At 65.9% G+C, this 24,539-nt stretch carries 20 protein-coding genes; 13 read left to right on the top strand and 7 right to left on the bottom strand.

What is annotated here, in order from left to right; genetic code table 11:
- Positions 1 to 20 precede the first annotated feature (20 nt).
- Both AB0O58_RS11495 and AB0O58_RS11490 read right to left on the bottom strand, forming a co-directional pair.
- Positions 21 to 1,415, bottom strand: a complete 1,395-nt coding sequence (locus AB0O58_RS11495) for an alpha/beta-hydrolase family protein (protein ID WP_206497937.1) — start codon at positions 1,413 to 1,415, stop codon at positions 21 to 23.
- Entirely contained in the window at positions 1,415 to 2,056 is a 642-nt protein-coding gene (locus AB0O58_RS11490) for a hypothetical protein (RefSeq protein ID WP_241257828.1), read from the bottom strand. Before AB0O58_RS11490 ends, AB0O58_RS11495 begins: the two co-directional genes overlap by 1 nt.
- 220 nt (positions 2,057 to 2,276) lie before the next feature.
- Here AB0O58_RS11490 and AB0O58_RS11485 point away from each other — a divergent pair, with 220 nt between their 5' ends.
- The 4 genes from AB0O58_RS11485 to gatB all read left to right on the top strand — a co-directional run bounded on the left by AB0O58_RS11485 (position 2,277) and on the right by gatB (position 6,852).
- Entirely contained in the window at positions 2,277 to 3,464 is a 1,188-nt protein-coding gene (locus AB0O58_RS11485) for a histidine kinase (RefSeq protein ID WP_206498048.1), read from the top strand.
- Between the two features lie 10 nt (positions 3,465 to 3,474).
- Positions 3,475 to 4,137 (top strand): response regulator transcription factor, encoded by a 663-nt coding sequence (locus tag AB0O58_RS11480; RefSeq protein ID WP_032366365.1) that lies wholly within the window; start codon positions 3,475 to 3,477, stop codon positions 4,135 to 4,137.
- A gap of 101 nt (positions 4,138 to 4,238) precedes the next feature.
- Entirely contained in the window at positions 4,239 to 5,270 is a 1,032-nt protein-coding gene (locus tag AB0O58_RS11475; RefSeq protein ID WP_032400544.1) for an ATP-dependent 6-phosphofructokinase, read from the top strand.
- 70 nt (positions 5,271 to 5,340) lie between these two features.
- On the top strand, positions 5,341 to 6,852 hold the full coding sequence (gene gatB / locus AB0O58_RS11470; protein ID WP_027496639.1) for an Asp-tRNA(Asn)/Glu-tRNA(Gln) amidotransferase subunit GatB: 1,512 nt from the start codon (positions 5,341 to 5,343) through the stop codon (positions 6,850 to 6,852).
- Positions 6,853 to 6,924: 72 nt separating this feature from the next.
- Here the strand turns inward: gatB and AB0O58_RS11465 are convergent, their stop codons facing one another.
- Positions 6,925 to 8,073, bottom strand: coding sequence for a PQQ-dependent sugar dehydrogenase (locus AB0O58_RS11465; RefSeq protein WP_032400545.1), 1,149 nt, complete (start codon positions 8,071 to 8,073; stop codon positions 6,925 to 6,927).
- Between the two features lie 93 nt (positions 8,074 to 8,166).
- Here AB0O58_RS11465 and AB0O58_RS11460 point away from each other — a divergent pair, with 93 nt between their 5' ends.
- Positions 8,167 to 9,114: a DoxX family protein gene (locus AB0O58_RS11460; protein WP_032370766.1), complete on the top strand. Its 948-nt coding sequence runs from the start codon at positions 8,167 to 8,169 to the stop codon at positions 9,112 to 9,114.
- Between the two features lie 73 nt (positions 9,115 to 9,187).
- Here the strand turns inward: AB0O58_RS11460 and ilvD are convergent, their stop codons facing one another.
- Together ilvD and AB0O58_RS11450 are read right to left on the bottom strand one after the other, a co-directional pair.
- The gene (gene ilvD, locus AB0O58_RS11455) at positions 9,188 to 11,029 is read right to left on the bottom strand and encodes a dihydroxy-acid dehydratase (RefSeq protein WP_283551102.1); all 1,842 of its coding nucleotides are present in this window, start codon (positions 11,027 to 11,029) and stop codon (positions 9,188 to 9,190) included.
- A 59-nt stretch (positions 11,030 to 11,088) separates the two neighbouring features.
- Complete coding sequence (locus AB0O58_RS11450) at positions 11,089 to 11,628, bottom strand: PH domain-containing protein (protein ID WP_179274019.1); 540 nt, start codon at positions 11,626 to 11,628, stop codon at positions 11,089 to 11,091.
- Positions 11,629 to 11,885: 257 nt separating this feature from the next.
- On the opposite strand from AB0O58_RS11450, the gene AB0O58_RS11445 reads away from it, so the two are divergent.
- From AB0O58_RS11445 to AB0O58_RS11425, 5 genes are all read left to right on the top strand, one after another.
- Positions 11,886 to 13,844 carry an acetolactate synthase large subunit gene (locus AB0O58_RS11445; RefSeq protein ID WP_032366369.1) on the top strand — a complete coding sequence of 653 codons (1,959 nt, stop codon included), beginning with the start codon at positions 11,886 to 11,888 and terminating at the stop codon, positions 13,842 to 13,844.
- Positions 13,841 to 14,344, top strand: coding sequence for an acetolactate synthase small subunit (gene ilvN, locus AB0O58_RS11440; RefSeq protein WP_008717436.1), 504 nt, complete (start codon positions 13,841 to 13,843; stop codon positions 14,342 to 14,344). The genes AB0O58_RS11445 and ilvN overlap by 4 nt, the downstream gene beginning before the upstream one ends.
- Positions 14,345 to 14,406: 62 nt before the next feature.
- Positions 14,407 to 15,408, top strand: a complete 1,002-nt coding sequence (gene ilvC / locus AB0O58_RS11435; RefSeq protein ID WP_170944858.1) for a ketol-acid reductoisomerase — start codon at positions 14,407 to 14,409, stop codon at positions 15,406 to 15,408.
- A 184-nt stretch (positions 15,409 to 15,592) separates the two neighbouring features.
- Complete coding sequence (serA, locus tag AB0O58_RS11430; RefSeq protein WP_027496645.1) at positions 15,593 to 17,188, top strand: phosphoglycerate dehydrogenase; 1,596 nt, start codon at positions 15,593 to 15,595, stop codon at positions 17,186 to 17,188.
- A gap of 43 nt (positions 17,189 to 17,231) precedes the next feature.
- Positions 17,232 to 18,242, top strand: coding sequence for a 3-isopropylmalate dehydrogenase (locus AB0O58_RS11425; protein ID WP_032370768.1), 1,011 nt, complete (start codon positions 17,232 to 17,234; stop codon positions 18,240 to 18,242).
- An 83-nt stretch (positions 18,243 to 18,325) separates the two neighbouring features.
- Here AB0O58_RS11425 and AB0O58_RS11420 read toward each other — a convergent pair whose 3' ends face one another.
- On the bottom strand, positions 18,326 to 19,561 hold the full coding sequence (locus tag AB0O58_RS11420; RefSeq protein WP_283551104.1) for an MFS transporter: 1,236 nt from the start codon (positions 19,559 to 19,561) through the stop codon (positions 18,326 to 18,328).
- Positions 19,562 to 19,693: 132 nt separating this feature from the next.
- Between AB0O58_RS11420 and AB0O58_RS11415 the strand changes: the two genes are divergently transcribed.
- The 3 genes from AB0O58_RS11415 to AB0O58_RS11405 are packed head-to-tail and all read left to right on the top strand — an operon-like array spanning position 19,694 to position 22,995.
- Positions 19,694 to 20,467, top strand: coding sequence for a fumarylacetoacetate hydrolase family protein (locus tag AB0O58_RS11415; RefSeq protein ID WP_027496648.1), 774 nt, complete (start codon positions 19,694 to 19,696; stop codon positions 20,465 to 20,467).
- A 7-nt stretch (positions 20,468 to 20,474) separates the two neighbouring features.
- Positions 20,475 to 21,950 carry a glutamate--tRNA ligase gene (gene gltX / locus AB0O58_RS11410; RefSeq protein ID WP_283551105.1) on the top strand — a complete coding sequence of 492 codons (1,476 nt, stop codon included), beginning with the start codon at positions 20,475 to 20,477 and terminating at the stop codon, positions 21,948 to 21,950.
- A gap of 46 nt (positions 21,951 to 21,996) precedes the next feature.
- Entirely contained in the window at positions 21,997 to 22,995 is a 999-nt protein-coding gene (locus tag AB0O58_RS11405; protein WP_283551106.1) for a YihY/virulence factor BrkB family protein, read from the top strand.
- On the opposite strand, the gene AB0O58_RS11400 is transcribed toward AB0O58_RS11405, so the two are convergent.
- Complete coding sequence (locus AB0O58_RS11400) at positions 22,959 to 24,518, bottom strand: bifunctional 3'-5' exonuclease/DNA polymerase (RefSeq protein ID WP_366238194.1); 1,560 nt, start codon at positions 24,516 to 24,518, stop codon at positions 22,959 to 22,961. The two genes, AB0O58_RS11405 and AB0O58_RS11400, sit on opposite strands and share 37 nt — an antisense overlap.
- Between the last annotated feature and the right edge of the window lie 21 nt (positions 24,519 to 24,539).

The following is a 24,539-nucleotide window of genomic DNA, read 5'->3' as shown; positions in this document are numbered from 1 at the left end:
TTTTCCGGCGGCCCCTCTCGTTAGCGGCAGCGAGCCATGGCCTCGCCTTGGTCGGTCCCGTATCGATGGCCGTGGCCCGACGTGACATCCAATGCGGCGAGCAGGTCGACGGACGTCTGCAGGAAGCCGACGACAGGCAACCACGGCGGCCGTGGGGCGTCAGTCGTGAACGTCGTCGTATCCGGCGGCGACCACAACAGATCGAGAGACCATCGCGCGACGGGGTCCGAGGAGTTGGCCAGGACGGCGGCACCGTCGGTGTCGACCGATCCCGCGGGCGGGCCGGCCCAGACAGCTCCGCAGAGTGACGAAATGTTCTGTTGCACGGCAAGGTACGCATCACTTCCTGCAACCGAACCCAGGCTCTGGCCGTACACGACGACTTTCGGTGTGGTCGGCTCCGCCGCCGCTCGTGTGGCGACCGCTCGAACCACGGCGTTCGCGGACCGGCGGGCGTCGTCCTCGGCGAACAGGAAGGTCGCCCAACTCGGCTTGTCGGAGTACTGCACCGCCACCGTCGCGACGTCACCGCCGAACGTTCTTTCGGCCCCGGTGATCGCATTCTCGTCCACCCAGCCGGACCCGGTGGGAATCGCGACCACGACGACGCTGCGTTCGAAGGCTCCAGCCCGTTCCATCTCGGAGACGGCCAGTGCCACACGCTCGTCCGGTGTCGCGGCCGACTCGAGTCCCACGTACGTCCGTACGGTGTCGAGATCCTGCCCTCCCGACGCGAACGCGCGGCCCTCGCGTCCCAGCGTGCGCCACGGTGCCGAGGATCCGGGACCGCCGGATCTCGTCTCCGATGTCGGGGCGGCCACTGCGTCGTCCATCGCAGAGTTCGAGGCCGAGTACGAGGCCGACAGAGTGGACCGCACGAACGGAACGGCCAGGGTGTATAACAGCGCAGCGACCGTGACGAGCATTGCCACGCAACGGTTCCGGCCCAGAGTGGAGCAGATTCGCCGTAGCGCGCTACCGGCTCCGCACAGTACGAGCGCAACGCACAGGGCACCCCCGGTAACGTCGACGGCGTAGCTCCAGCTCACCGGCTCGACGTCCATCGCGGCTCGTAATCGATTCTGCCAGTGCATGTTCGAGGCCAACGCAACGCTCGAGATCAGTGCAGCAGTGACGACGGTCCACGCTCGTAGTCGTAGCGACGCGGGCCGTCGTCGCCCGAACACCCGTCGGCCCGCCCATGCGACCGTCAGAGCGAGTGCCACCATGATTCCGGTGAACAGGGCTGCGGTGGCGGTGGAGCGGGGCAGAAGTGACGGAGCCGAGGAGATCGCCACAGCCGCTGCAACGGACACCGACGTGCCGAGTCTCGGCAAGCGAATACGGTTGGGCGAGAGGATATCCGATGCGACCGGGGTCTCGACCCCACGGTTCGGGATGGCCGTGGTGGACATCAGCGTCGGTAGGTGAGGGTCGGGGTCATCGACACACGCCGGTACCGCGCGACAACGAGTGCGATCAGCAGCGTCAGCGCCAGCACGGCTCCGAACAGTGTCAGGGGCATGGCGGGTTCGGCGACCGGTGCACCGAACGATTGTCGCCAGGAATTGAGGTCGACTGCCGTGGCCGCCACGACCGCAGCTGCGTCGCAGATCTGCCGGGCCCCCTCCTCGGTGCGATGGTCACAGGCGTCGTGCATGCGACTGTCGAGTTGGGCGTCGATCGCCCTGCGCCATTGTGGGTCGACGGTCGTCCCCGTCGCGCTCGCGTACCGGAGCAGGTCGTATCCCAGGTCGTGGGCTCGGCACGCAGCCTCGAACTCGGGTGGCAGTGGGATCGGGGACGAGCAATCCCCGCCGGGATTGCTCGCCATCCCGTCCTGCACCGCGGGCCGGTAGCCCATGACGTCTGCGAAGTCGCTCGGGATGGTCGACGCAGCGTCCTCGGCGGGTTCGGTGACCAGTGCACGAACGGTCGGTGCCACGGGGGAGCGACGGTCCTCGGTGGGTGACGACGTTGCTGCTCCCGTCGTGGCGGTCACGACGACGATGGCAGCTGCCACGCACATCAGGGTGCGAGATATGTTCCGGCTCATGAGGATCGACGCTAAGTTCGGCCGGCCGAGGCGAGCATCGCTCCGAGGTTCGGCTGTGGTGAGTGCCCCCGGGACCGGTTCGACGCGGTCCTGATACCTCCGAGCCATGCCGAACCGATACCCCGGTACGAGGACGCCGGCGGTCGATGCTGCCTAGGCTCGAGACGTGCGAAAGAAAAGGTCGACGAGTCTCGAACTCGGGGTACGTGCTCGGCGCCGGGTGCCCGAGCAGATCGGCGGCGTCCGTTCGGTCGACGTGCTGATCATCGCGGTGACGGTAATTCTGTACTCGATCGCGTGGCCGACACTGACGGTCACGCATCAGGTTTCGGTTCCGTTGCTACCGTTCGTCGCAGCGTTGGCGGCGTTTCCGTTCGCTCTGATCAGACTCAATCCCGCGATGGGGTGGGCGGTATCGGCGCTGTCCGCGTTGGTGATTCCGGCGGCGTTCGACCGCGTTCCGGATTACGACTATCCGTGGCAAGTGGTGCACATCCTCGTCCTGTTGGCGTTGCTGTTCGCGGTCGCGCTGCGTTCTCCGGCGCAGGTGCTGTTGGTGGCGTGGTTGGCCAGCATGCTGGTGTTCTTCGCGTACATGCCGAGCTCCGACGGAATCGGGTGGTCGGTTGGCCTGACTGCCGTGGTCGTGTTCGGGCTGCTGATCCGGTGGCTCGTTCTCTCGCGCAGGCAGCTCGCGCAGCAGGAGGAGGTCAGCGAACTCGAACGCACTCGCCGCACGATTCTCGAGGAGAGGGCGAAGATCGCCCGCGATCTGCACGACGTCGTGGCACACCACATGTCGATGGTCGTCGTTCAGGCCCAGAGCGCGCCGTACCGACTGGACGACGTGTCACCGGCCGCGGCTCGGGAATTCGAGTCGATCGGCGCGAGTGCACGCGAGGCGCTCAACGAGATCCGGGGGATGCTCGGGGTACTGCGTAGTGATGGAGCGCAGATGCAGGACGCGCCCGCGCCGAGTGCACTGGATCTCGAACGCACATTGCAGGCAAGTCGCAGAGCGGGCATGAATGTGCGGTGGGCCATCGCCGGTACCGTCGAATCGGTCTCGGAGACAACAGGACTGGCCCTGTTCCGTATTCTGCAGGAATCGCTGTCCAATGCCGCGCGCCATGCGCCCGAAGCCGAGGTGGAGGTCAATATCGCGATCGGCCCTGCCGTCGTGGACATGACGGTGGTCAACGCACCGGCTCCGAACCCGAGCATCTCCCGCACTCCCGGAAGCGATTGCGGCGGGCACGGAATCGCGGGAATGCGCGAGCGAGCGCAGGCCGCACACGGCCGGCTGCATGCCGCCCCTCTGCCCGGCGGTGGGTTCGAGGTTGCGGTTCGTGTGCCGACCGGAATGTCGACTCCGCCGGCAACGGCTGACGCCGGCGACGCGGTTTAGGCTGTCACGCGTGGTTACAACGGTGTTCATCGCCGACGATCAAGCGATGGTGCGGCAGGGGTTCGGTGCACTGCTCGGCGCGCAGGACGACATCTCGGTCGTCGGCGACGCCGACAACGGTCGCACCGCGGTCAGCGAGGTAGCGCGGCTGTTGCCGGACGTAGTGCTGATGGACGTGCGCATGCCCGAGATGAACGGGCTCGACGCGGCCCGCGCGATCCTGTCCGCGTCGCACGCGTCTCCGGTCCGTGTCCTGATGCTGACGACCTTCGACATCGACGATTACGTCTACGAGGCCCTGGCTCTCGGGGCCAGCGGATTCCTCCTCAAGGACGCGCCGGCCGAGGAACTGATCAGAGGCGTACGGGTCGTCGCGGCCGGCGACGCGCTGCTGGCACCGTCGGTGACCCGACGGCTCATCTCCGACGTCACGACCCGTCGCGGAGCGCGGAGGAACACTCCTTCGCGCCTGGCCGATCTGACGCCGCGCGAGCGCGAGGTTCTCGAACTCATCGCGACCGGCATGTCCAATGCGGAAATTGCAGGTGCGCTGTTCTTGGCCGAACAGACGGTCAAGACCCATGTGGGCAAGGTGCTGAGCAAGCTCGGGCTACGCGACCGCGCGCAGGCGGTCGTGCTGGCCTACGAAACCGGTGTCGTCACGCCCAAGTGAGGCCGACCGGTACCGGCGCGCGCGGGGACCCACGCCCGATTAGGCTGATGTTCGTCACTTCGGTCCGCTCCGCGGGCCTGCGAGCAGAGAGGCCAAAATCGATGCGCATCGGAGTTCTGACCGGAGGCGGCGATTGCCCAGGGCTCAATGCTGTGATCCGCGCTGTCGTTCGCACCGCCGACGCGCGATACGGCTCCACGGTCGTCGGATTCCAGGACGGATGGCGCGGGCTTCTCGAAGACCGTCGGGTCCAGCTGCGCAACGACGACCGCAACGACCGGCTGCTCACCAAGGGCGGCACCATGCTCGGGACGGCTCGAACCAACCCCGACGTGCTGCGGGCCGGTCTCGACCGAGTCAAGCAGACCCTCGAGGACAACGGCATCGACGTGTTGATTCCGATCGGCGGTGAAGGAACTCTGACGGCAGCTGCGTGGCTCTCGGAGGAGGGCGTACCGGTGGTCGGGGTCCCCAAGACGATCGACAACGACATCGATTGCACCGACGTCACATTCGGCTTCGACACGGCGCTCACCATCGCCACCGATGCGATCGACCGACTGCACAGCACCGCCGAATCGCACCAGCGAGTGATGCTGGTGGAGGTGATGGGGCGACACGCAGGCTGGATCGCGTTGCACGCGGGATTGGCCTCGGGCTCGCACATGACTCTCATCCCGGAGCAGCCCTTCGACGTCGAAGAGGTATGCACGTTGGTGCGCAAGCGTTTTCAGCGGGGCGACTCCCACTTCATCTGCGTCGTGGCCGAGGGGGCCAAGCCCGTCGAAGGTTCGATGCAATTGGTCGACGGCGGTATCGACGAATTCGGGCACGTTCGATTCACCGGAGTCGCACATCAGCTCGGCGTCGAGATCGAACGTCGCATCAACAAAGAGGTACGCACCACGGTGCTCGGGCACGTGCAGCGTGGCGGCACTCCCACTCCGTACGACCGTGTGCTCGCAACGCGATTCGGTGTCAACGCCACCGATGCCGCGCATTCCGGAGACTTCGGAAAGATGGTGTCGCTGCGCGGTGCCGAGATCGGCCTGGTGTCGTTGGCCGAGGCCACCAAGCAACTCAAACGGGTCCCTCAGACCCGGTACGACGACGCAGCAGCGTTCTTCGGCTGACCCCGAGGCGATCGGTGCGCGAGGACACGTGGTTACTCGGGTGGCGAATGCAATGCATAAACTACGGAGCATGACTGCTGCAACCGTCGATCTGATCGATTACGACGATGTGCTCGCCACGTTCGACCCCGTGCTCGGCATGGAGGTCCACGTCGAGTTGGGTACGGCCACCAAGATGTTCTGTGGTTGCCCCACCGCGTTCGGTGCGGAGCCCAATACGCAGGTGTGCCCGGTGTGCCTGAGCCTCCCCGGCGCACTGCCGGTGGTCAACGCTGCTGCGGTGGAGTCGGCGATTCGTATCGGGCTGGCGCTCAATTGCTCGATCACTCCGTGGGGACGGTTCGCGCGGAAGAACTACTTCTACCCGGATCAGCCGAAGAACTACCAGATCTCGCAGTACGACGAGCCGATCGCCACGGAGGGTTACCTCGACGTCGTGCTCGACGACGGCAGTACGTTCCGCGTCGAGATCGAGCGTGCCCACATGGAGGAAGACACCGGCAAGTCGACGCACGTCGGTGGCGCAACCGGACGAATCGAGGGCGCGTCGCATTCCTTGCTCGACTACAACCGCGCCGGTGTGCCCCTGGTGGAGATCGTGACCAAGACCATCACCGGTACCGGGGCGCGGGCACCGGAGGTGGCGCGGGCGTACGTGACCGCATTGCGTGACCTGTTGAAGTCGTTGAACGTCTCGGACGTGCGGATGGATCAGGGTTCGTTGCGCTGCGATGCCAACGTCTCGTTGATGCGGAAGTCGGCCACCGAGTTCGGTACTCGCACCGAGACGAAGAACGTCAACTCGCTCAAGAGCGTCGAGGTCGCCGTGCGCTACGAGATGCGCCGTCAGGCTGCGGTGCTCGAATCCGGCGGCGAGGTGACGCAGGAAACCCGACATTTCCAGGAGTCCGACGGCACGACCACGGCGGGCCGGAAGAAGGAGACCGCGGAGGACTACCGCTACTTCCCGGAACCCGACCTCGCTCCCGTGGCCCCGGATGCGGCGTGGATCGAGGAGCTGCGAGCCACTCTGCCCGAGCTGCCGTGGTTGCGCCGCGGGCGAATTCAGAAGGACTGGGGCGTCTCCGACGAGGAGATGCGCGACTTGGTCAACTCGGGTGCTCTCGAACTCGTGGCGGCGACCGTCGACGCGGGCGCGTCGGCGCAGGCTGCGCGGTCGTGGTGGGTGTCGTACCTGGCGCAGCAGGCCAACATCGCCGGCGTCGAATTGGGGGATCTGGCGATCACTCCGGCTCAGGTGGCCGAGGTGGCAGCCTTGGTGGCCGACGGCAAGGTCAACAACAACGGTGCCCGTCAGATCGTGGACGGCGTCTTGGCCGGTGAGGGCGAGCCGGCAGAGGTGATGTCGGCGCGGAACCTGGTGTTGGAGAAGGACGACACCAAGCTCCAAGCCGCCGTCGACGAAGCACTTGCCGCGAACCCCGGTGTGGTGGACAAGATTCGCAGTGGCAAGGTCCAGGCCGCCGGTGCCATCGTCGGCGCGGTGATGAAGGCAACGCGGGGACAAGCCGATGCCGCCCGAGTCAAGGAACTCGTGCTGGCGGCGTGCGGTCAGTCCTGATCGACGCATGAGCAGGGCGGCCGGGCAGCGATTGCTGCCCGGCCGCCCTGGTCGTTCGAAGGAGCTGTCGGATCAGTCGAAGCCGCCACCACCGCCGGCAGGGAACGGCACCTTGACGACGCGGTCGTCGGTGGGGCCGACGGCAGTGCCGTTCTTGTTCACCGTCCCCACCAGAATCTGACCGTCGCTCGTGCTGGTCGCCCCGTTCAACTGCCCGTACTTGTCCTGGATCAACAGGGTCGGCTCGGCGGACACCGCTCCGGTGTTCGGGTCCGTGGTCAGTGCTGCAACAGCTTTCGCTGTGGTGAGAGCAACCGCGACGCCGCTCTGACCGGCGGCGCACCCGGCCACACCCGGACGGTCGGGCCAGGTCCACACCGGGGAGAACACTGCTCCCAGCTTGTCGATGCGCTGCAGGCGATCCTCGGTGGCGGTGCGGTCGGTGACGTAGATGTTCCCGCTGCCGTCGGTGCACACGTCGCCCGCTGTGCCGATGCCACTGAGCGCGATACCCGGACGCGGGGGAGTGGGAGTGGGCGACAGTGATGTCACGCGTAACAGCTTGCCGGACAACGAGTTCGGGTTGGCGGCGGCGACGGGATCGCCGTTGTCGCCGGTCAACACCAGAAGTTCGTTCGGCGTGTAGAACTCGAGGGAACCTCGAACTCCCGCGGCCCCGCGGGGGATTCCGGTCAGGATGTCCTTGGGTACGTCCCCCTGCGCGAGCCGAACGACCCGCGTATCCGACGCCGTCGTGATCAGCGCGTAGAGCAGTTTGTCCTCGGCGTACGTGGGCGAGAGCGCGATGTCGAGCAGACCCCCGTCGCCCGTGCCGTCGACGGGGATCGTGGCCACCTGCTGTGGCGTCCGGCCTGCGGTGACCTCCATGATGCGGCCGGTCCTGCGTTCTGCCACGAGGCTGCTCTGGCCGTCGGGAAGAGCTACGAGTCCGCCCGTGGTGTCGAGGCAGGTGGCGATCACTGCCGGGTCGGGATCCACGCACGGTCCCGATACGGGCTGCGGGACGTTCGGACCCGCCGGGGGCGAGGTCTCGCTGGGTGTGGTGGGTTTGAGCTCGGCAGCTCCGACATCCGGCGCGGGGGTGAACGGGGACGAGTTGGAGTCGTCGAATCGGGCGCACCCGGCGAGCAGAACAGCCGTCGTCGACAGGGCGACCACAGCCGCGCGGGCAGTTCGTGACGATGCTCCGAGCGGCTTCATGGTTCGAACGTTACGGAACGTCGAGTCCGACGCGCCACGCGGCCGTGAGCGTCAACGTCGGTGGCGCGGGGTTGTCGGCCTTAGTGTGGGGAGGTGACCGATACACCGCGTGACCCCAACCAGCAGGATCCCTCGTACGAACCGGCCGAGAGCCCGTACGACAACCCCACCGAGAAGATTTCGCCCACGCGTTCGGGTTCCGACGCGTCCGGTGCATCGACCACAGCGTTCGGTGCGCAGCGTTCGGATCGTCTGCCCCGAACCGACGACGAGTTGGACTTCCCGCATTCCTCCGCATCCGACAAGCGGAGCACCGATGCGGCACCGACAGAGAAGATCCCGACGTACCGTCCGTCGGCTTTCGCCGACTCGCCGACCCAGACGCCTACGACGGCTACGACGGCCGGTGCCACCTCGAACGCGTACTCGGATCGTCCGACGGAGTATCTCGGTGAGTCCTCCGATTCGACGGTCGCTGCCCCGGCAGCCCCGGTGCGCACCGAGACCGTGGAAGTTCCGGCCCGACGCGGCACCACCGATCTGGGCCTGTTCGTCCTACGCGTCGCCATCGGAGCAGTGTTCCTCGGGCACGGACTGCAGAAGCTCGTCGGATTGTGGAACGGTCCCGGGCTGGACGGATTTCAGAATCTCCTGGAGGAGTCCGGGTTCCGATACCCGGAGATCCTCGCCATCGCGGCCGCGGCCGGCGAAACCCTCGGCGGCGCACTGCTGATCCTGGGACTGGCGACGCCGCTGGCCGGTGCAGCTGTGTTGGCGACCATCATCAACGCCTGGTGCTTCAAGCAGGTGGCGGAGCCGGGGCTGCAGTTCTCCGGTGCCACCGGCGTGGAGTACGAAACCGTTCTCGGCTTCGCGGCCGCGGCCATCATTCTCACCGGACCCGGAAAGATCGCGTTCGACGGCCGCCGCGGTTGGGCGACCCGCCCGCGCATCGGATCGTTCCTCGCACTCGCGGTGGGAATCGCTGCGGGCGTGTGCATCTGGATCTTCCTCAACGGAGCGAATCCGGTCGTCCGCTGATCCGGTCGACAACCAACCATGTGAGTGGTTCCTCGTACCCTGCTACGAGGAACCACTCACATGCTTTTTCTGCTCAGGGCACGTAGCGCACAGCACCCTTGTCCGCGGATGTCGCCAGTGCGGCGTAGGCGCGCAGCGCCGTCGTGACCGTGCGCTGTCGGTCGACCGGCTGCCACGGCCGCTCGGACGCGAGCATCTTCGCGCGTCGAGTCTCCAGAGTTTCCTCGTCGACGAGGATCTCGAGCGTGCGCGTGGCAACGTCGATGCGGACCTGGTCGCCGTTCTCGATGAGGCCGATCACGCCGCCGGCCGCAGCCTCGGGGGAAATGTGTCCGATGGACAGGCCCGACGTACCACCGGAGAACCGTCCGTCGGTGATCAGGGCACAGACCTTGCCCAGACCGGCACCCTTGAGGAACGCCGTCGGGTGCAGCATCTCCTGCATTCCCGGTCCACCCTTGGGTCCCTCGTACCGCACGACGAGCACGTCACCGGGTTGGATCTTCTTCTGCAGGATGGCCGAGACGGCTTCTTCCTGAGACTCGACGACCAGCGCAGGTCCCTGGAACGAGAAGAGGTCCTCGTCGATGCCCGCAGTCTTCAGAATCGCGCCGTCGACGGCAATGTTGCCGCGCAGCACCACCAGGCCACCCTCGACCGTGTAGGCGTGTTCGAGATCGCGGATGCAACCACCCGCGGCGTCGGTGTCGAGGGAGGACCAGCGATTGCTCGTGGAGAACGGTTCGACGGTTCGGACGCCGCCGGGAGCGGCATGGAACAGCTCGATCGCCTCGTCGGATGCGGCACCGGAGCGGATGTCCCACGTGTCGAGCCACTCGTCGAAGCTCTTCGTGTGGACGGTCGAGACGTCGGTCTCGAGCAGATTCGCACGCCGCAGTTCGCCGAGGAGAGCGGGAATTCCACCCGCCCGGTGCACGTCTTCCATGTGGTAGTCCGAGTTGGGCGACACCTTGGCCAGGCACGGCACCTTGCGGCTGATGGCGTCGATGGTGTCGAGATCGAAATCGACCTCGCCCTCCTGCGCCGCCGCGAGAGTGTGCAGCACGGTGTTGGTCGAGCCACCCATCGCCACGTCCAGTGCCATCGCGTTGCGGAATGCCGCCGGGGTGGCGATGTTGCGGGGCAGCACCGACTCGTCCTCGTCCCGGTAGTACTTGATCGCCGCCTCGACGATGGTCGTGCCGGCCCGGGTGAACAGGGCGCGGCGGGCCTCGTGGGTGGCCAGAGTGGAGCCGTTGCCGGGCAACGCCAGCCCGAGCGCTTCGGTGAGGCAGTTCATCGAGTTGGCGGTGAACATGCCCGAGCAGGACCCGCATGTAGGGCACGCGCTGCGCTCGACCTCGCCCAGGCCCTCTTCGGATACGGCATCGTTCGCGCTGGCAGAGATCGCGGTGATCAGGTCGGTGGGTGCCTGCGCGACCCCTCCGACGACCACAGCTTTACCGGCCTCCATCGGCCCACCGGAGACGAACACCGCCGGGATGTTCAATCGCATGGCCGCGTTGAGCATGCCGGGGGTGATCTTGTCGCAGTTGGAGATGCACACGAGTGCGTCCGCAGTGTGGGCGTTGGCCATGTACTCGACCGAGTCGGCGATGATCTCGCGGCTGGGCAGCGAGTACAGCATGCCCCCGTGCCCCATGGCGATTCCGTCGTCGACGGCGATGGTGTGGAACTCGCGAGGGACTCCGCCTGCCGCGCGGACGGCGTCGGCGACGATCTCGCCGACGTTCTTCAGGTGAACGTGGCCGGGTACGAACTGGGTGTACGAGTTCGCGATGGCGACGATCGGTTTACCGAAATCCGAATCGGTCATTCCGGTGGCGCGCCACAGCGAGCGCGCGCCCGCAGCATTGCGTCCGACAGTGGTGACCCGTGAGCGTAGCGGCGGCATAGTGCAGTTCCTCGTTCGTTGCAGCGGTGATCGCAACGAGGAGGTTACTCGGCCCCTCGTCAGCGATCCTTCGGTGCCTGTTCGTCGTCGTGCTCGGCATTCTCGGCCTCTGCGCGTGCCTGATCCTCCGCCGCAGCTGCCGCGGCATAGGGGTCGGTGATGCGACCGCCGCTGGCGGCCGCGAGTTGGGGGAGCCGATCGAACCGCACGAGCGGAAGTGACTTCTCCGTCTTGTCGGTGAGCACCACCCGTGCCCAGCGGCGGTCGGGGAAGTGCAGTCCGACCACGGACTCCCACTCGATGACGTCGGAGCCGATGAAACGGCGGGCCGTGATCGCCTCGGGAGTGATGACGGTGCGCACACGCAGCACCCAGATGCACGCGACGATCGGCAGAATCAGCAGCCAACCCAGTGCGGCGGGCCAGCTCGCCGCCGGCAGAGAGGTACTGAACAGGAGCAACCCGACGCCGATCAGGGCCAGACGTGGGAGGCGGATGACCTGCCTGCTCGACGGCGGTGGCCCGTCGGCACTGTTCGGTTGCTCGGAACCGGTGTGGGATGATGGCCGAGGTGGTTCGGACTGCTGCGAAGACGACACCCATTCATCTTCGCATTGCATCTACGCGATCTCACATAATGGGATTGCGTCGTGACGAGTTTGACTCTTCCCTGTGCGCGCGCCTACCGTTCAGTGCGTGAAGCGGAATTGGATACTCGTAATCGGCCGGCGCGTCAACGCCTGAGCCGGTTGTTCAAACTCGCATCGACGCGCCACCCTCGTACAGCTCACGCTGACGGGGGTTTTTTCTTGCCCAGAGATCGCCCAGCAATTTCACATTCCTGAGGAAGCAATCAGTGAGCGCACCAACCGCACGCCCAGGGCCCACGACACGTAAGTCGGGGACAGCCACGAGCCCGTCGACCAGCAACCCGTCCGCAGACGCGGCGACCAACGGATCGCGACGCCACGTCGCACCCGAGAAGGTCAGCGGCGCACAGTCGGTCGTACGAGCTCTCGAAGAACTCGACGTCGACACCGTATTCGGCATTCCCGGTGGCGCGGTTCTCCCGGTCTACGACCCGCTCTTCGACTCCGTCAAGGTGCGCCACGTGCTCGTTCGCCACGAGCAGGGTGCGGGTCATGCCGCCACCGGCTACGCCCAGGCGACCGGCAAGGTCGGCGTCTGCATGGCGACGTCCGGCCCGGGCGCGACCAACCTCGTCACCCCGTTGGCCGACGCGCAGATGGACTCGGTTCCCATCGTCGCGATCACCGGTCAGGTCGCCCGCAGCCTCATCGGTACCGATGGGTTCCAGGAAGCCGACATCTCGGGTATCACGATGCCCATCACCAAGCACAACTTCCTGATCACCGACGGTGCGGACATCCCGCGCATCATGGCCGAGGCGTTCTACATCGCCGCGTCGGGTCGTCCCGGTGCCGTCCTCGTCGACATCCCGAAGGATGTGCTGCAGGCGCAGACCACGTTCTCGTGGCCGCCGGAAATGCGTCTGCCCGGCTACCGCCCGGTCACCAAGCCGCACGGCAAGCAGGTTCGCGAAGCGGCACGCTACATCGCCGATGCCAAGCAGCCGGTGCTGTACGTCGGTGGCGGCGTCATCAAGGCCAACGCCTCGGCAGAACTGCTCGAGCTCGCAGAACTGACCGGCATCCCGGTCGTCACGACGCTGATGGCGCGCGGGGCATTTCCCGACACCCACCAGCTGAACCTGGGCATGCCCGGTATGCACGGCACCGTCGCGGCGGTCGCCGCTCTGCAGCGCAGCGACCTGCTGATCACGCTCGGTGCCCGGTTCGACGACCGCGTCACCGGTCAGCTCTCGTCCTTCGCTCCCGATGCCAAGGTCATCCACGCCGACATCGACCCGGCCGAGATCGGCAAGAACCGATACGCGGACGTGCCGATCGTGGGCGACTGCGGCGAGGTCATCACCGAGCTGATCGAGGCCCTGCGGGCCGATCGCGCCACCGGAACGACTCTCGACCTCGAGCAGTGGTGGGTCTACCTCGACGGCATCCGCAAGACGTACCCGTTGAGCTACGACCGTCCGTCCGACGGTTCCATGTCTCCCGAGTTCGTCATTTCCTCGGTCGGCAAGTTCGCCGGTCCCGACGCGATCTACTGCGCCGGCGTCGGCCAGCACCAGATGTGGGCCGCGCAGTTCATCAACTACGAGAAGCCGCGCACGTGGCTCAACTCCGGTGGTCTGGGCACGATGGGGTACGCGGTTCCGGCCGCCATGGGAGCCAAGATGGGCCTGCCCGACGCCGAGGTGTGGGCCATCGACGGCGACGGCTGCTTCCAGATGACCAACCAGGAGCTTGCTACCTGCGCGGTCGAGGGAATCCCGATCAAGGTCGCGCTCATCAACAACGGCAACCTCGGCATGGTTCGGCAGTGGCAGACCCTGTTCTACGAGGAGCGCTACTCCAACACCAATCTCGGAACTCACGGCGCCGTGCGCATCCCCGATTTCGTCAAGCTGGCCGAGGCATTGGGCTGCGTCGGGTTGCGATGCGAGCGGGAAGAGGACGTGGATGCGGTGATCGCTCAGGCTCGCGCCATCAACGATCGTCCGGTCGTCATCGACTTCATCGTCGGTGCAGACGCCCAGGTGTGGCCGATGGTGGCCGCCGGAACGGGTAACGACGAGATCATGGCCGCCCGCGGCATCCGTCCGCTGTTCGACGAGGACGAGACTGTGGGCAGTGAGCCAGGACTCGACGACGCGATGGAACGCGAGCAGGCGCCGCACCCGATGAACAACGACGCGAAAGGCACGGACCTGTGAGCACGAGCCATACCCTCAGCGTTCTCGTCGAGGACAAGCCAGGTGTGTTGGCGCGCGTGGCTGCGTTGTTCTCGCGCCGCGGCTTCAACATCTCCTCACTCGCGGTCGGCGGCACCGAGATTCCCGATATCTCGCGCATGACGATCGTGGTGACGGTCGACGAGTTCCCGCTCGAGCAGGTGACCAAGCAGCTCAACAAGCTCATCAACGTCATCAAGATCGTCGAGCAGGACGACGATTCCTCGGTGGCGCGCGAGCTGGTCCTGATCAAGGTCCGCGCCGATGCCAGCGTTCGGAGCGAGGTCATCGAAACGGTGAATCTGTTCCGCGCCAAGGTCATCGACGTCTCTCCCGAGGCGGTGACGGTCGAGGCGACGGGCACCCGCTCCAAGCTCGACGCGTTGCTGAAGATGTTGGACCCCTATGGAATTCGAGAAATAGTTCAGTCGGGAGTCGTTGCCGTTGGACGTGGACCGAAATCGATCACTGCGTCGCGTTAGCGGCCTCGGTGACGAACATGCGTAAAACCCAAGAGGAAAGGTAACAACCAGTGGCAGTCGAGATGTTCTACGACGACGATGCTGATCTGTCGATCATCCAGGGCCGCAAGGTCGCTGTGATCGGCTACGGAAGCCAGGGCCACGCGCACTCGCTCAGCCTGCGCGACTCCGGCGTCGATGTTCGCATCGGCCTGGCGGCAGGCTCGAAGTCCCGTGCCAAGGCGGAGGAGCAGGGCCTGAAGGTCGGAACTCCCGCAGAGGTGTCCGAGTGGGCCGACGTGATCATGGTGCTCGCACCCGATACCGCTCAGGCCAAGATCTTCTCCGAGGAGATCGAGCCCAACCTGAAGGACGGCGACGCGCTGTTCTTCGGCCACGGCCTCAACATTCACTTCGACCTGATCAAGGCTCCGGAGTTCGTGACCGTCGGCATGGTTGCCCCCAAGGGCCCCGGCCACCTCGTGCGTCGTCAGTTCGTCGACGGCAAGGGTGTTCCCGCGCTCATCGCCATCGACCAGGACCCGAAGGGTGAGGGCCAGGCCCTCGCTCTGTCGTGGGCCAAGGGCATCGGCGGCACCCGCGCAGGCGTCATCAAGACCACGTTCAAGGAAGAGACCGAGACCGACCTGTTCGGTGAGCAGGCCGTGCTGTGCGGCGGCACCGAAGAACTCGTCAAGACGGGCTTCGAGGTCATGGTCGAGGCCGGCTACGCACCCGAGATGGCGTACTTCGAGGTGCTGCACGAGCTCAAGCTCATCGTCGACCTCATGTACGAGGGCGGCATCGCCCGCATGAACTACTCGGTGTCCGACACCGCGGAGTTCGGTGGGTACCTCTCCGGACCGCGCGTCATCGACGCAGGCACCAAGGAACGCATGAAGGCCATCCTGGCCGACATCCAGTCGGGCGAATTCACCCGTCGCCTCGTCGCCAACGTCGAGAACGGCAACACCGAGCTCGAAGGCCTGCGCAAGGCCAACGCCGAGCACCCCATCGAGGTCACCGGCAAGAAGCTGCGCGACCTCATGAGCTGGGTCGACCGCCCGATCACCGAGACGGCCTGATTCTCATCGAATCGCGTTGTCACGCAATCTGATCGAAGGGCACCCCTGGATTGCCGGGGGTGCCCTTCGGTGCGTGAGTCCGGTGGCGTCACCGTGTGACGTCTCGGACCTCTAAACTGTTCGTGCTGCACAGCCCGCCGAATTTTTCCGACCACGTCTCGAACCGATATAGGGAGTTTTTCACGTGAGCCAGCCAGGCCGTCCTGTCGTTCTGATCGCCGACAAACTTGCGCCGTCCACCGTCGAGGCACTGGGCGACGGCGTCGAGGTTCGCTGGGTCGACGGTCCGGATCGCCCCGCGTTGCTCGCTGCAGTTCCCGAGGCCGACGCCATTCTCGTGCGGTCCGCGACCACGGTCGACGCCGAGGTGCTCGCTGCCGGGACCAACCTCAAGATCGTCGCCCGCGCCGGTGTCGGCCTGGACAACGTCGACGTACCCGCAGCCACCGAGCGCGGCGTCCTCGTCGTCAACGCACCGACCTCCAACATCCACACGGCCGCCGAGCATGCGGTGACGTTGCTTCTCGCGGCCGCGCGCCAGATCCCCGCTGCCGACGCCACCCTGCGTCAGCACGAGTGGAAGCGCAGCAAGTTCAACGGTGTCGAGATCTTCGGCAAGACCGTCGGCGTCGTCGGACTCGGCCGTATCGGCCAGCTGTTCGCGCAGCGTCTTGCCGCGTTCGAGACCCACATCATCGCGTACGACCCCTACGTCTCGGCAGCGCGCGCGGCGCAGCTCGGTATCGAACTGGTGAGCCTGGACGAGCTGCTCGAGCGGGCCGACATGTTCTCGGTGCACCTGCCGAAGACGCCGGAGACCAAGGGCATCATCGGCAAGGAAGCCCTCGCCAAGACCAAGCCCGGGGTCATCGTCGTCAACGCCGCACGCGGTGGACTGGTCGACGAGCAGGCACTGGCCGACGCCATCACCTCCGGTCACGTGTTCGCCGCGGGCATCGACGTCTACGCCTCCGAGCCGTGCACCGACAGCCCGTTGTTCGAGCTGCCGCAGGTCGTCGTCACTCCCCACCTCGGGGCATCGACCACCGAAGCGCAGGACCGAGCGGGCACCGATGTGGCCAAGTCCGTGTTGCTGGCTCTCGCAGGCGAATTCGTGCCCGACGCGGTCAACGTCAAGGGTGGGGCCGTCGGCGAAGAGGTATCGCCGTGGCTCGAAATCGTGCGTAAGCAGGGTGTGCTGCTCGGAGCCCTGTCCGACGAACTTCCCACCTCGTTGTCGGTGGACGTTCGCGGCGAACTCGCGAGCGAGGACGTGCAGATCCTGAAACTGTCCGCGCTGCGCGGACTGTTCTCGGCCGTCATCGAGGATTCGGTCACGTTCGTCAACGCTCCGTCGCTCGCCGAGGAGCGCGGTGTCACAGCAGAAGTGACCACCGCTCCCGAGAGCGAGAACCACCGCAGTGTCGTCGACATTCGCGCCGTCTACGGTGACGGATCGGTCCTCAACGTTGCCGGCACTCTGACGGGTACCTCGCAGGTCGAGAAGATCGTCAACATCAACGGCCGCAACTTCGACCTCCGCGCCGAGGGCAAGAACCTCATCGTCAACTACGCGGATCAGCCCGGCAGCCTGGGTCGAATCGGCACTCTGCTCGGCGACGCCGGAATCGACATCCAGGCCGCAGCACTGAGCCAGGACTCCGAGGGTGACGGCGCAACGATTCTGCTGCGCGTCGACAAGGACGTTCCGGCCGAGCTCAGTGCGAGCATTGCCACCGCTGTGGGTGCCTCCACCATCGAGCTGGTCGACCTGTCCTGATCGCTCGCAGCCGATCGGACCGACACGAACTACGAGGAGTGAAATGAAGCTGGCCGTCATCGCCGGGGACGGAATCGGACCGGAGGTCGTCGCCGAAGCGCTTGCCGTTCTCGACGTGGTCGCACCCGGAGCCGAGAAGACCGAGTACGACCTCGGGGCGCGGCGTTACAACGCCACCGGAGAGTTGCTGCCGGATTCGGTGTTGGCAGAACTGCGTGAGCACGACGCAATTCTGTTGGGAGCGATCGGCGATCCGTCGGTGCCCAGCGGTGTGCTCGAGCGTGGGCTGTTGCTGCGGGCGCGATTCGAGCTCGATCACCACATCAATCTGCGGCCGGCCAAGTTGTACCCGGGCGTGGTCGGTCCGCTGGCCGGGGACAAGCAGATCGATGTCGTCGTCGTTCGGGAGGGTACCGAGGGGCCGTACACCGGCAACGGTGGTGCACTGCGCGTCGGTACACCGCACGAGGTGGCCACCGAGGTCAGCGTCAACACTCGTTACGGCGTGGAGCGGGTGGTGCGCAACGGTTTCGAGCGGGCGCTGACCCGCAGGAAGCACCTGACGCTGTTGCACAAGACCAACGTGCTCACGTTCGCCGGTAGCCTGTGGGCCCGCACGGTCGAGGCAGTCTCGGCGGACTTCCCGGACGTCGAGGTCGCGTATCAGCACATCGATGCCGCGATGATCCACCTCGTCACCGATCCCGGCCGGTTCGACGTGATCGTCACCGACAATCTGTTCGGCGACATCGTGACCGACCTCTCGGCTGCCGTCACCGGCGGAATCGGTTTGGCCGCAAGTGGAAACATCGACGCCACCGGTACCAACCCCAGCATGTTCGAGCCGGTGCACGGTAGCGCGCCCGACATCGCGGGACAGCAGAAGGCCGATCCGACCGCTGCCATCCTGTCGGTGTCCTTGCTACTCGATCATCTCGGCGACGCGGCGGGGGCCGCGCGAGTAGAAGCCGCTGTCGCAGCGGATCTCGCCGAGCGGGGAACCACGACCGCGTCGACGAAAGAGATCGGCGCTCGGATCGCCGCTCGCCTGTAACTCTCACGCCACGACATGCCACGGTGGGCCGACAGCCCACCGTGGCATGTCGTGTATCACGGGCAGGTCACCCCTTAGGCACGTCAGCGGGCGCGGTCTGCACCGGTGTCGGACGTCTCGTCCGTGGGCTCGGGTGCCGGATCGTCGGGCACGATCGGTACGGAGAGCGCGGGAAAGACCGCCGAGACCAGGAACGCCACGGGGAAGCTGATGGCCGCGATCGCCCCGAACACCGGCGGTACAGCCGAGGCGAACACGTACTGGCTCGTGTTCTGTACCCCGAGAGCGCGTCCGCTCCAATACGGTCCCGAGATTTCCGCGACAGCAGTGAACGCGAGGCCGTTCGGGGCAACGGTGGCGACGGACGCGACGACGAGCAGGACGATGGCGGCGGGGGAGTCGAACCAGTCGGCGATGCCGAGCCCGAGCATGCTGGCAGCGGCTGTCACGGCCACCCACCGCAAAGGCCGCATGCGGCTACCGACACGATCGGACAGCGCGCCCACGCTCATCCGACCCAGTGCGCCGAGAATCTGGGTCAGCGTGACGAGGACACCCGCGGCCGAAGCCGTCCAGCCTCGGTCGGTCATCAGCCACACGAGCGCATACGTCCACACAACGTACTGCGGCACCACCAACAGGATGGACGTGGCGTGAATGCGCCACAGTTGGCTGCTGTTGCGGTACGGATTGTCGAGCAGACCCTGCGCCGCCGCATCGGTGCGGTTCGGACGGGGAGGGTCGACCACGGCCAGGCACAGCAGAGCGCTCGCAGCGCAGACGGCAGCAGGCACGAGCAGGGCCGCGCCGACGCCGTGGTCACGCGCGACAGGCGGGATGGTCAGTGCCGCGACGGCCACGCCGAGGGGAACCGACATCTGTCTGATGCCCATGGCCAGCCCACGACGGTGCGGCGGAAACCAGCCCACCACGACGCGTCCGCTCGCGCTGTTCGCGCTGGCCGCAGACATACCGCCGATCAACAGCAGGGCGGCGAGCGCCGGAATGGACGTGCTGACCACCGCAGCCAGGCTCGCGGCAGCGGTGAGCCCGAGCCCGATCACGAGAACGAGACGTTCGCCGATGCGGTCGACGAGCACGCCCCATGCGATGAGGGTCAGCATGATGCCCACGGTCGGCATCGCAACCACGAATCCTGCGGTCGCAAGTCCGAGTCCCCGGTCGTCGTGCAGGGCGGGAATGAGAAATGCAGCACCGTTGATGAAGACGGCACCGGCAGTCTGCGCGAGCATCCCGAGCACGAGCATGAACCACCGTCGCGTCTCGCCGATACTGGACAGCTGCTTCGTGGCGCTCATTCCGGCCTCTCGTCTCACTATGTGAACCCATAATCTTGCTATCTGGATACAGATCGAAACATTACACCGGCGAAAGATCGACGGACAGGACGGCATCGGCGTGCGGAGAACGGCGGTCGATAGACTTTCGACATGCGTCTCGGTCGAATTGCAAGTCCTGATGGTGTGGCATTCGTGAGTATCGAAGGTGAGGGGGATGCCCGGACGGCGAAGGAAATTGCCGAACATCCTTTCGGCACACCGACGTTCACGGGTCGATCGTGGCCACTGGCCGACGTGCGACTGCTCGCACCGATCCTCGCCAGCAAGGTGATCGCCATCGGTAAGAACTACGCCGCGCACGCCGCCGAGATGGGTGGTGAAGCGCCGGAGACTCCCGTCATTTTCATCAAGCCGAACACCTCCATCGTCGGTCCGGGTGCGGCCATCGTGCTGCCTCCGTCGTCGAACGAGGTGCACTACGAAGGCGAACTCGCCATCGTGATCGGTCGTCCGTGCAAGGACGTGCCCGCCTCCAAGGCGTACGACGTGGTGCTCGGATACACCGTCGCCAACGACGTCTCGGCACGCGACCATCAGAAGCACGACGGGCAGTGGACCCGGGCGAAGGGGCACGACACGTTCTGCCCCCTCGGGCCGTGGATCGAGACGTCCCTCGATCCTTCGGACCTCGAGATCAAGACCGAGGTCGACGGCGTCGTCAAGCAGCAGAGTCGTACTTCGCTTCTACTGCACGATATTCCGAAGATCATCGAGTGGGTGTCCGCAGTGATGACCCTGCTGCCCGGAGACGTCATTCTGACCGGAACGCCCGAGGGTGTCGGCCCCATCACCGACGGAGACAGTGTGTCGATCACCGTCGAGGGAATCGGTACCTTGACCAACCCAGTCGCAGCGAAGAAGTAGGACAACGATGACCACAGCAGCAGATGTCCGCGTTCGGTTCTGCCCGTCGCCCACCGGCACACCGCACGTCGGTCTGGTCCGCACCGCCCTGTTCAACTGGGCGTTCGCGCGACATCACGGCGGCACCTTCGTCTTTCGGATCGAGGATACCGACGCCGCTCGCGATTCCGAGGAGTCCTACGCAGCGTTGCTCGACGCGCTGCGATGGCTCGGTCTGGATTGGGACGAGGGCCCCGAGGTGGGCGGTCCCTACGAGCCCTACCGCCAGTCGCAGCGACGCGACCAGCATGTGGCTGTCGTACAGCAACTGCTCGATGCCGGCGAAGCCTACGAGTCGTTCTCGACGCCCGAGGAAGTCGAAGCGAGGCACAAGGCCGCCGGGCGTGACCCCAAGCTCGGCTACGACAACTTCGACCGCGACCTGACGCCGGAGCAGCGGCAGGGATTCCTCGACGAGGGACGTGGGGCCGTCGTGCGGCTGCGCATGCCCGATCACGATCTGACGTGGAACGACCTCGTACGCGGCGAGACCACGTTCAAGGCGGGGACCGTACCGGACTTCGCCTTGACTCGCGGCAACGGAGTTCCGCTGTACACGTTGGTCAATCCGGTCGACGACGCACTGATGAAGATCACGCACGTGCTGCGCGGCGAGGACCTGTTGTCGTCGACGCCTCGACAGCTCGCACTGTACGAGGCCCTGATCCGAATCGGTGTGGCCGACCGCACCCCGGAGTTCGGACATCTGCCGTTCGTGATGGGCCAGGGCAACAAGAAGCTGTCCAAGCGTGACCCCGAATCGAACCTGTTCATCCACCGCGACCGAGGCTTCGTCCCGGAGGGGCTGCTGAACTACCTGGCGCTTCTCGGGTGGGGCATCTCCGACGATCACGACGTGTTCTCGCTCGACGAGATGGTGGCGGCGTTCGAGATCTCGTCGGTCAATTCCAACCCTGCGCGCTTCGACCAGAAGAAGGCCGACGCGATCAACGCCGAGCACATCAGGATGTTGGCTGCAGACGACTTCGCGGCACGGTTACGCGAATTCCTCGTTGCTCGAGGGCATCTCACCGAGCCGGTCGACGAGAAGATGTTCGCTGTCGCAGCGGATCTGGTGCAGACGCGCATCGTCGTGCTGTCGGATGCGTGGGGCCTGCTGAAGTTCCTCTTCGTCGACGACGCGGAGTTCGAGATCGATCCTGCAGCGGCGGCCAAGAATCTCGGCGCAGACGCGGCACCGGTACTCGACGCCGCCATCGAAGCACTGACCGCAGTGACGGATTGGTCGACGGCCGAGCTGGAAGTCGCCCTCAAGGACGCGCTCATCGAGAAGATGGAACTCAAGCCCCGCAAGGCCTTCGCGCCGGTTCGGGTGGGAGTCACCGGCTCCCACATCAGCCCGCCGCTGTACGAGTCCATGAAACTTCTCGGCCGCGAGAGGACCCTCGCTCGTCTGACCGCCGCACGTACCCTTATCGCGTGACGGCGGTGCGACGTCGGCCGTCGAGGTCGGTCGGAGACTTTCGCACATGAGCGTCGCCGACCGACTGGATCGACTGCAGCGCAGGCGTCCGGTTCTCGGATTTCCGATTGCGGTGGTCTACAAGTTCGTCGACGATCAGGGTGGTTACCTGGCCGCGCTGATCACGTACTACGCATTCGTCTCGCTCTTTCCTGCGCTGCTGCTCTTCTCCGTGATTCTGGGCATCGTGTTGATGGGCAACCCGGAGCTGCAACAACAGATCCTGAACTCTGCACTCGGTCAGATCCCGGCGATCGGGGAAGAACTGGGGCGTCCCGAACGGATAGGTGGCGGCACTGTCGGTCTGACGGTGGGTATCCTCGGGTCGCTCTACGGCGGACTCGGCGTGTCCGTTGCGTTGCAGAACGCGATGAACACCGCATGGGCCGTACCGAAGAATCTTCGGCCCGATCCCATTCGAGCCCGAGTGCGGGGATTGGGTTTGCTGAGCACCGTGGGTCTGGCGGTACTGGCGGTCACCGCACTCAATGTGCTCAGTGCTGCAGGATATTTCGGCCCGGAATCCGGTCTCGTCGTGTTCGTGATCGGAACGCTGCTGTACGTCGGGGTGTTCGTCGTTGCGTTTCGGCTCGCCACAGTGCGAGCGGTGTCGATCGGACAGGTACTCCCGGGAGCCATAGCAGCCGGTCTGACGTGGCAGCTGCTGCAGACCTTCGGCGGTGTGTACGTGAAGTACGTCGCCGCGAGTGCGACGGTGACGAACGGTGTCTTTGCGGTCGTGCTCGGGCTGTTGGCCTTTCTGTACGTGACCTCGGTATCGATCGTGATCTGCATCGAGATCAACGTGGTTCGTGTCGACAGGCTGTTTCCGCGGGCCCTTCTGGCCCCGTTCACCGACGACGTCGACCTGACCGAAGGTGACAAACTCACCTACACCGGACAGGCAGAAGCACAGCGCAGTACCGCGTTCGAGGAAATAGACGTGACGTTCGAGGACCCACCGAGCGCTCAGTCGGACTCCGGCTCGGCAGCCGGGGCACCGTAGAAGCGGTCGATCCTGGTCTCCATCGGGAAGAGCACTGCCGTGTCGCCGAACATCAGACGCGTAGCCGAGTCTGCCGCCGCAGCAACGGCCTCGGACACCCACGGTGCGTCTCCGAGTGGACAATGCACGACTACTTCGTCGTGCTGAAAGAACACCAACTCACTTCTGCTCGACCGCAATCGCCCGCGCAGATCTGCCAACAGGCACAGCGCCCACTCGGCTGCGGTCGCCTGCACCACGAAGTTGCGCGTGAATCGGCCACGCGCGTGGGCGTCACCGGTGGACCACCATTGCGGCGTAGGGGGAGGGCACGCTCGGCCCAGCCACGACCGGACCACCTCGCCCCGCTCACCGGCCCGCGCCGCCTCTTCCACGACCGCCACCGCGTCGGGGAATCTGGCGCGTAGGCGGGTCAGCAACGCACGAGCCTCACCCGACGTCGCGCCGTACAGCACTCCGAGAACAGCGACCTTGGCGTGCGCACGATCACCGTCGAACGACTCGGCGGCGACGGGGGCGTAGAGATCCGCTGTTCCCGCAGCGGCGACCATGCGAGGGTCACCCGACATCGCGGCGAGAATGCGGGGCTCGAGCTGGCCGGCGTCGGCGGCGACGAAGGTGTACCCCGAGTCGGCGATCACGCTGGCGCGCAGCGGTTTCGGGATCTGCAGACCCCCACCGCCCCGGCTCGCCCAGCGGCCGGAGACGACGGCCCCCGGCACGTAGACCGGCCGGAAACGATCTCCGCGAACCCACGCGTCCAGCCACGTCCACCCGTTGGTGCTGTGCAGTTTCGACAGATCTCGGTGGCTAAGCAACAGCGGCACCGCAGGATGGTCGATGTCTCGGATCACGTGTGCTCGAGTGGATGTGAGCTCGATACCGGCGCGCGCGAACGCGGCGACCACCTCTGCGGGTGAACCGGGGTTCACGCGGCGCCCGAACACCGACGAGATCTCGTTCTCGAGCTTCACCAACGCAGGAGGAGTCGATCCGTCGACCGGCCTCGCACCGAGGGTCGCGTCGAGGTGCCGCCGATGCGCAGCGGCCGAGAACGGCAATCCGTCGAAGGTCATCTCCGCCGCGGCCAGACCTCCGGCCGACTCGGCGGCCGCCAACAGCTGCAGCCCCCGATCGTCACCGATCTCCTCGATCTGACGGCGGTAGTGGGCGAGCACTGCCACCGGATCGGCATGCGGGTCGGCGTCGAACAATCCGGGTCGCAGGTCTGCGGGTGTGGACGGTGTCGTGGTGCGCCCCGTTCGCATCGCCAGAATGGCACCGACGAGGGCGAGATCGTGGCAGCGCCGGACCCGCACCCCTGCGTCGAGCAGTCGCGGGTAGATGCGGCTCGTGTCCTCCCACACCCAGCGGGGAGCGTGCTCTCGCTCGACAGCGGCCACGGAGCCCACCAGATCGTCGGTCACCTCCTCGGCAGGGGAACTGCCGCCGGACGGGGAGCCGTCCTCGTCGAGGCGGATCAGCACGGCCCGGTTGCCCTGGGGAACGAGCAGCACCTTCATCGGCGTCTGCGAAGTTCGAGA

This window comes from Rhodococcus sp. NPDC080181 (assembly GCF_040702225.1).
GTDB lineage: Bacteria > Actinomycetota > Actinomycetes > Mycobacteriales > Mycobacteriaceae > Rhodococcoides > Rhodococcoides fascians.
This window is presented reverse-complemented; position numbering and strand designations above follow the sequence as displayed.

Coding starts and splice junctions, on each gene's coding strand:
- AB0O58_RS11415 (WP_027496648.1), top strand. CDS start 19,694: ATGCGTCTCGGTCGAATTGCAAGTCCTGATGGTGTGGCATTCGTGAGT.
- AB0O58_RS11495 (WP_206497937.1), bottom strand. CDS start 1,415: ATGTCCACCACGGCCATCCCGAACCGTGGGGTCGAGACCCCGGTCGCA.
- AB0O58_RS11490 (WP_241257828.1), bottom strand. CDS start 2,056: ATGAGCCGGAACATATCTCGCACCCTGATGTGCGTGGCAGCTGCCATC.
- AB0O58_RS11465 (WP_032400545.1), bottom strand. CDS start 8,073: ATGAAGCCGCTCGGAGCATCGTCACGAACTGCCCGCGCGGCTGTGGTC.
- ilvC (WP_170944858.1), top strand. CDS start 14,407: ATGTTCTACGACGACGATGCTGATCTGTCGATCATCCAGGGCCGCAAG.
- AB0O58_RS11425 (WP_032370768.1), top strand. CDS start 17,232: ATGAAGCTGGCCGTCATCGCCGGGGACGGAATCGGACCGGAGGTCGTC.
- AB0O58_RS11475 (WP_032400544.1), top strand. CDS start 4,239: ATGCGCATCGGAGTTCTGACCGGAGGCGGCGATTGCCCAGGGCTCAAT.
- ilvD (WP_283551102.1), bottom strand. CDS start 11,029: ATGCCGCCGCTACGCTCACGGGTCACCACTGTCGGACGCAATGCTGCG.
- AB0O58_RS11420 (WP_283551104.1), bottom strand. CDS start 19,561: ATGAGCGCCACGAAGCAGCTGTCCAGTATCGGCGAGACGCGACGGTGG.
- gltX (WP_283551105.1), top strand. CDS start 20,475: ATGACCACAGCAGCAGATGTCCGCGTTCGGTTCTGCCCGTCGCCCACC.
- AB0O58_RS11400 (WP_366238194.1), bottom strand. CDS start 24,518: ATGAAGGTGCTGCTCGTTCCCCAGGGCAACCGGGCCGTGCTGATCCGC.
- gatB (WP_027496639.1), top strand. CDS start 5,341: ATGACTGCTGCAACCGTCGATCTGATCGATTACGACGATGTGCTCGCC.
- AB0O58_RS11405 (WP_283551106.1), top strand. CDS start 21,997: ATGAGCGTCGCCGACCGACTGGATCGACTGCAGCGCAGGCGTCCGGTT.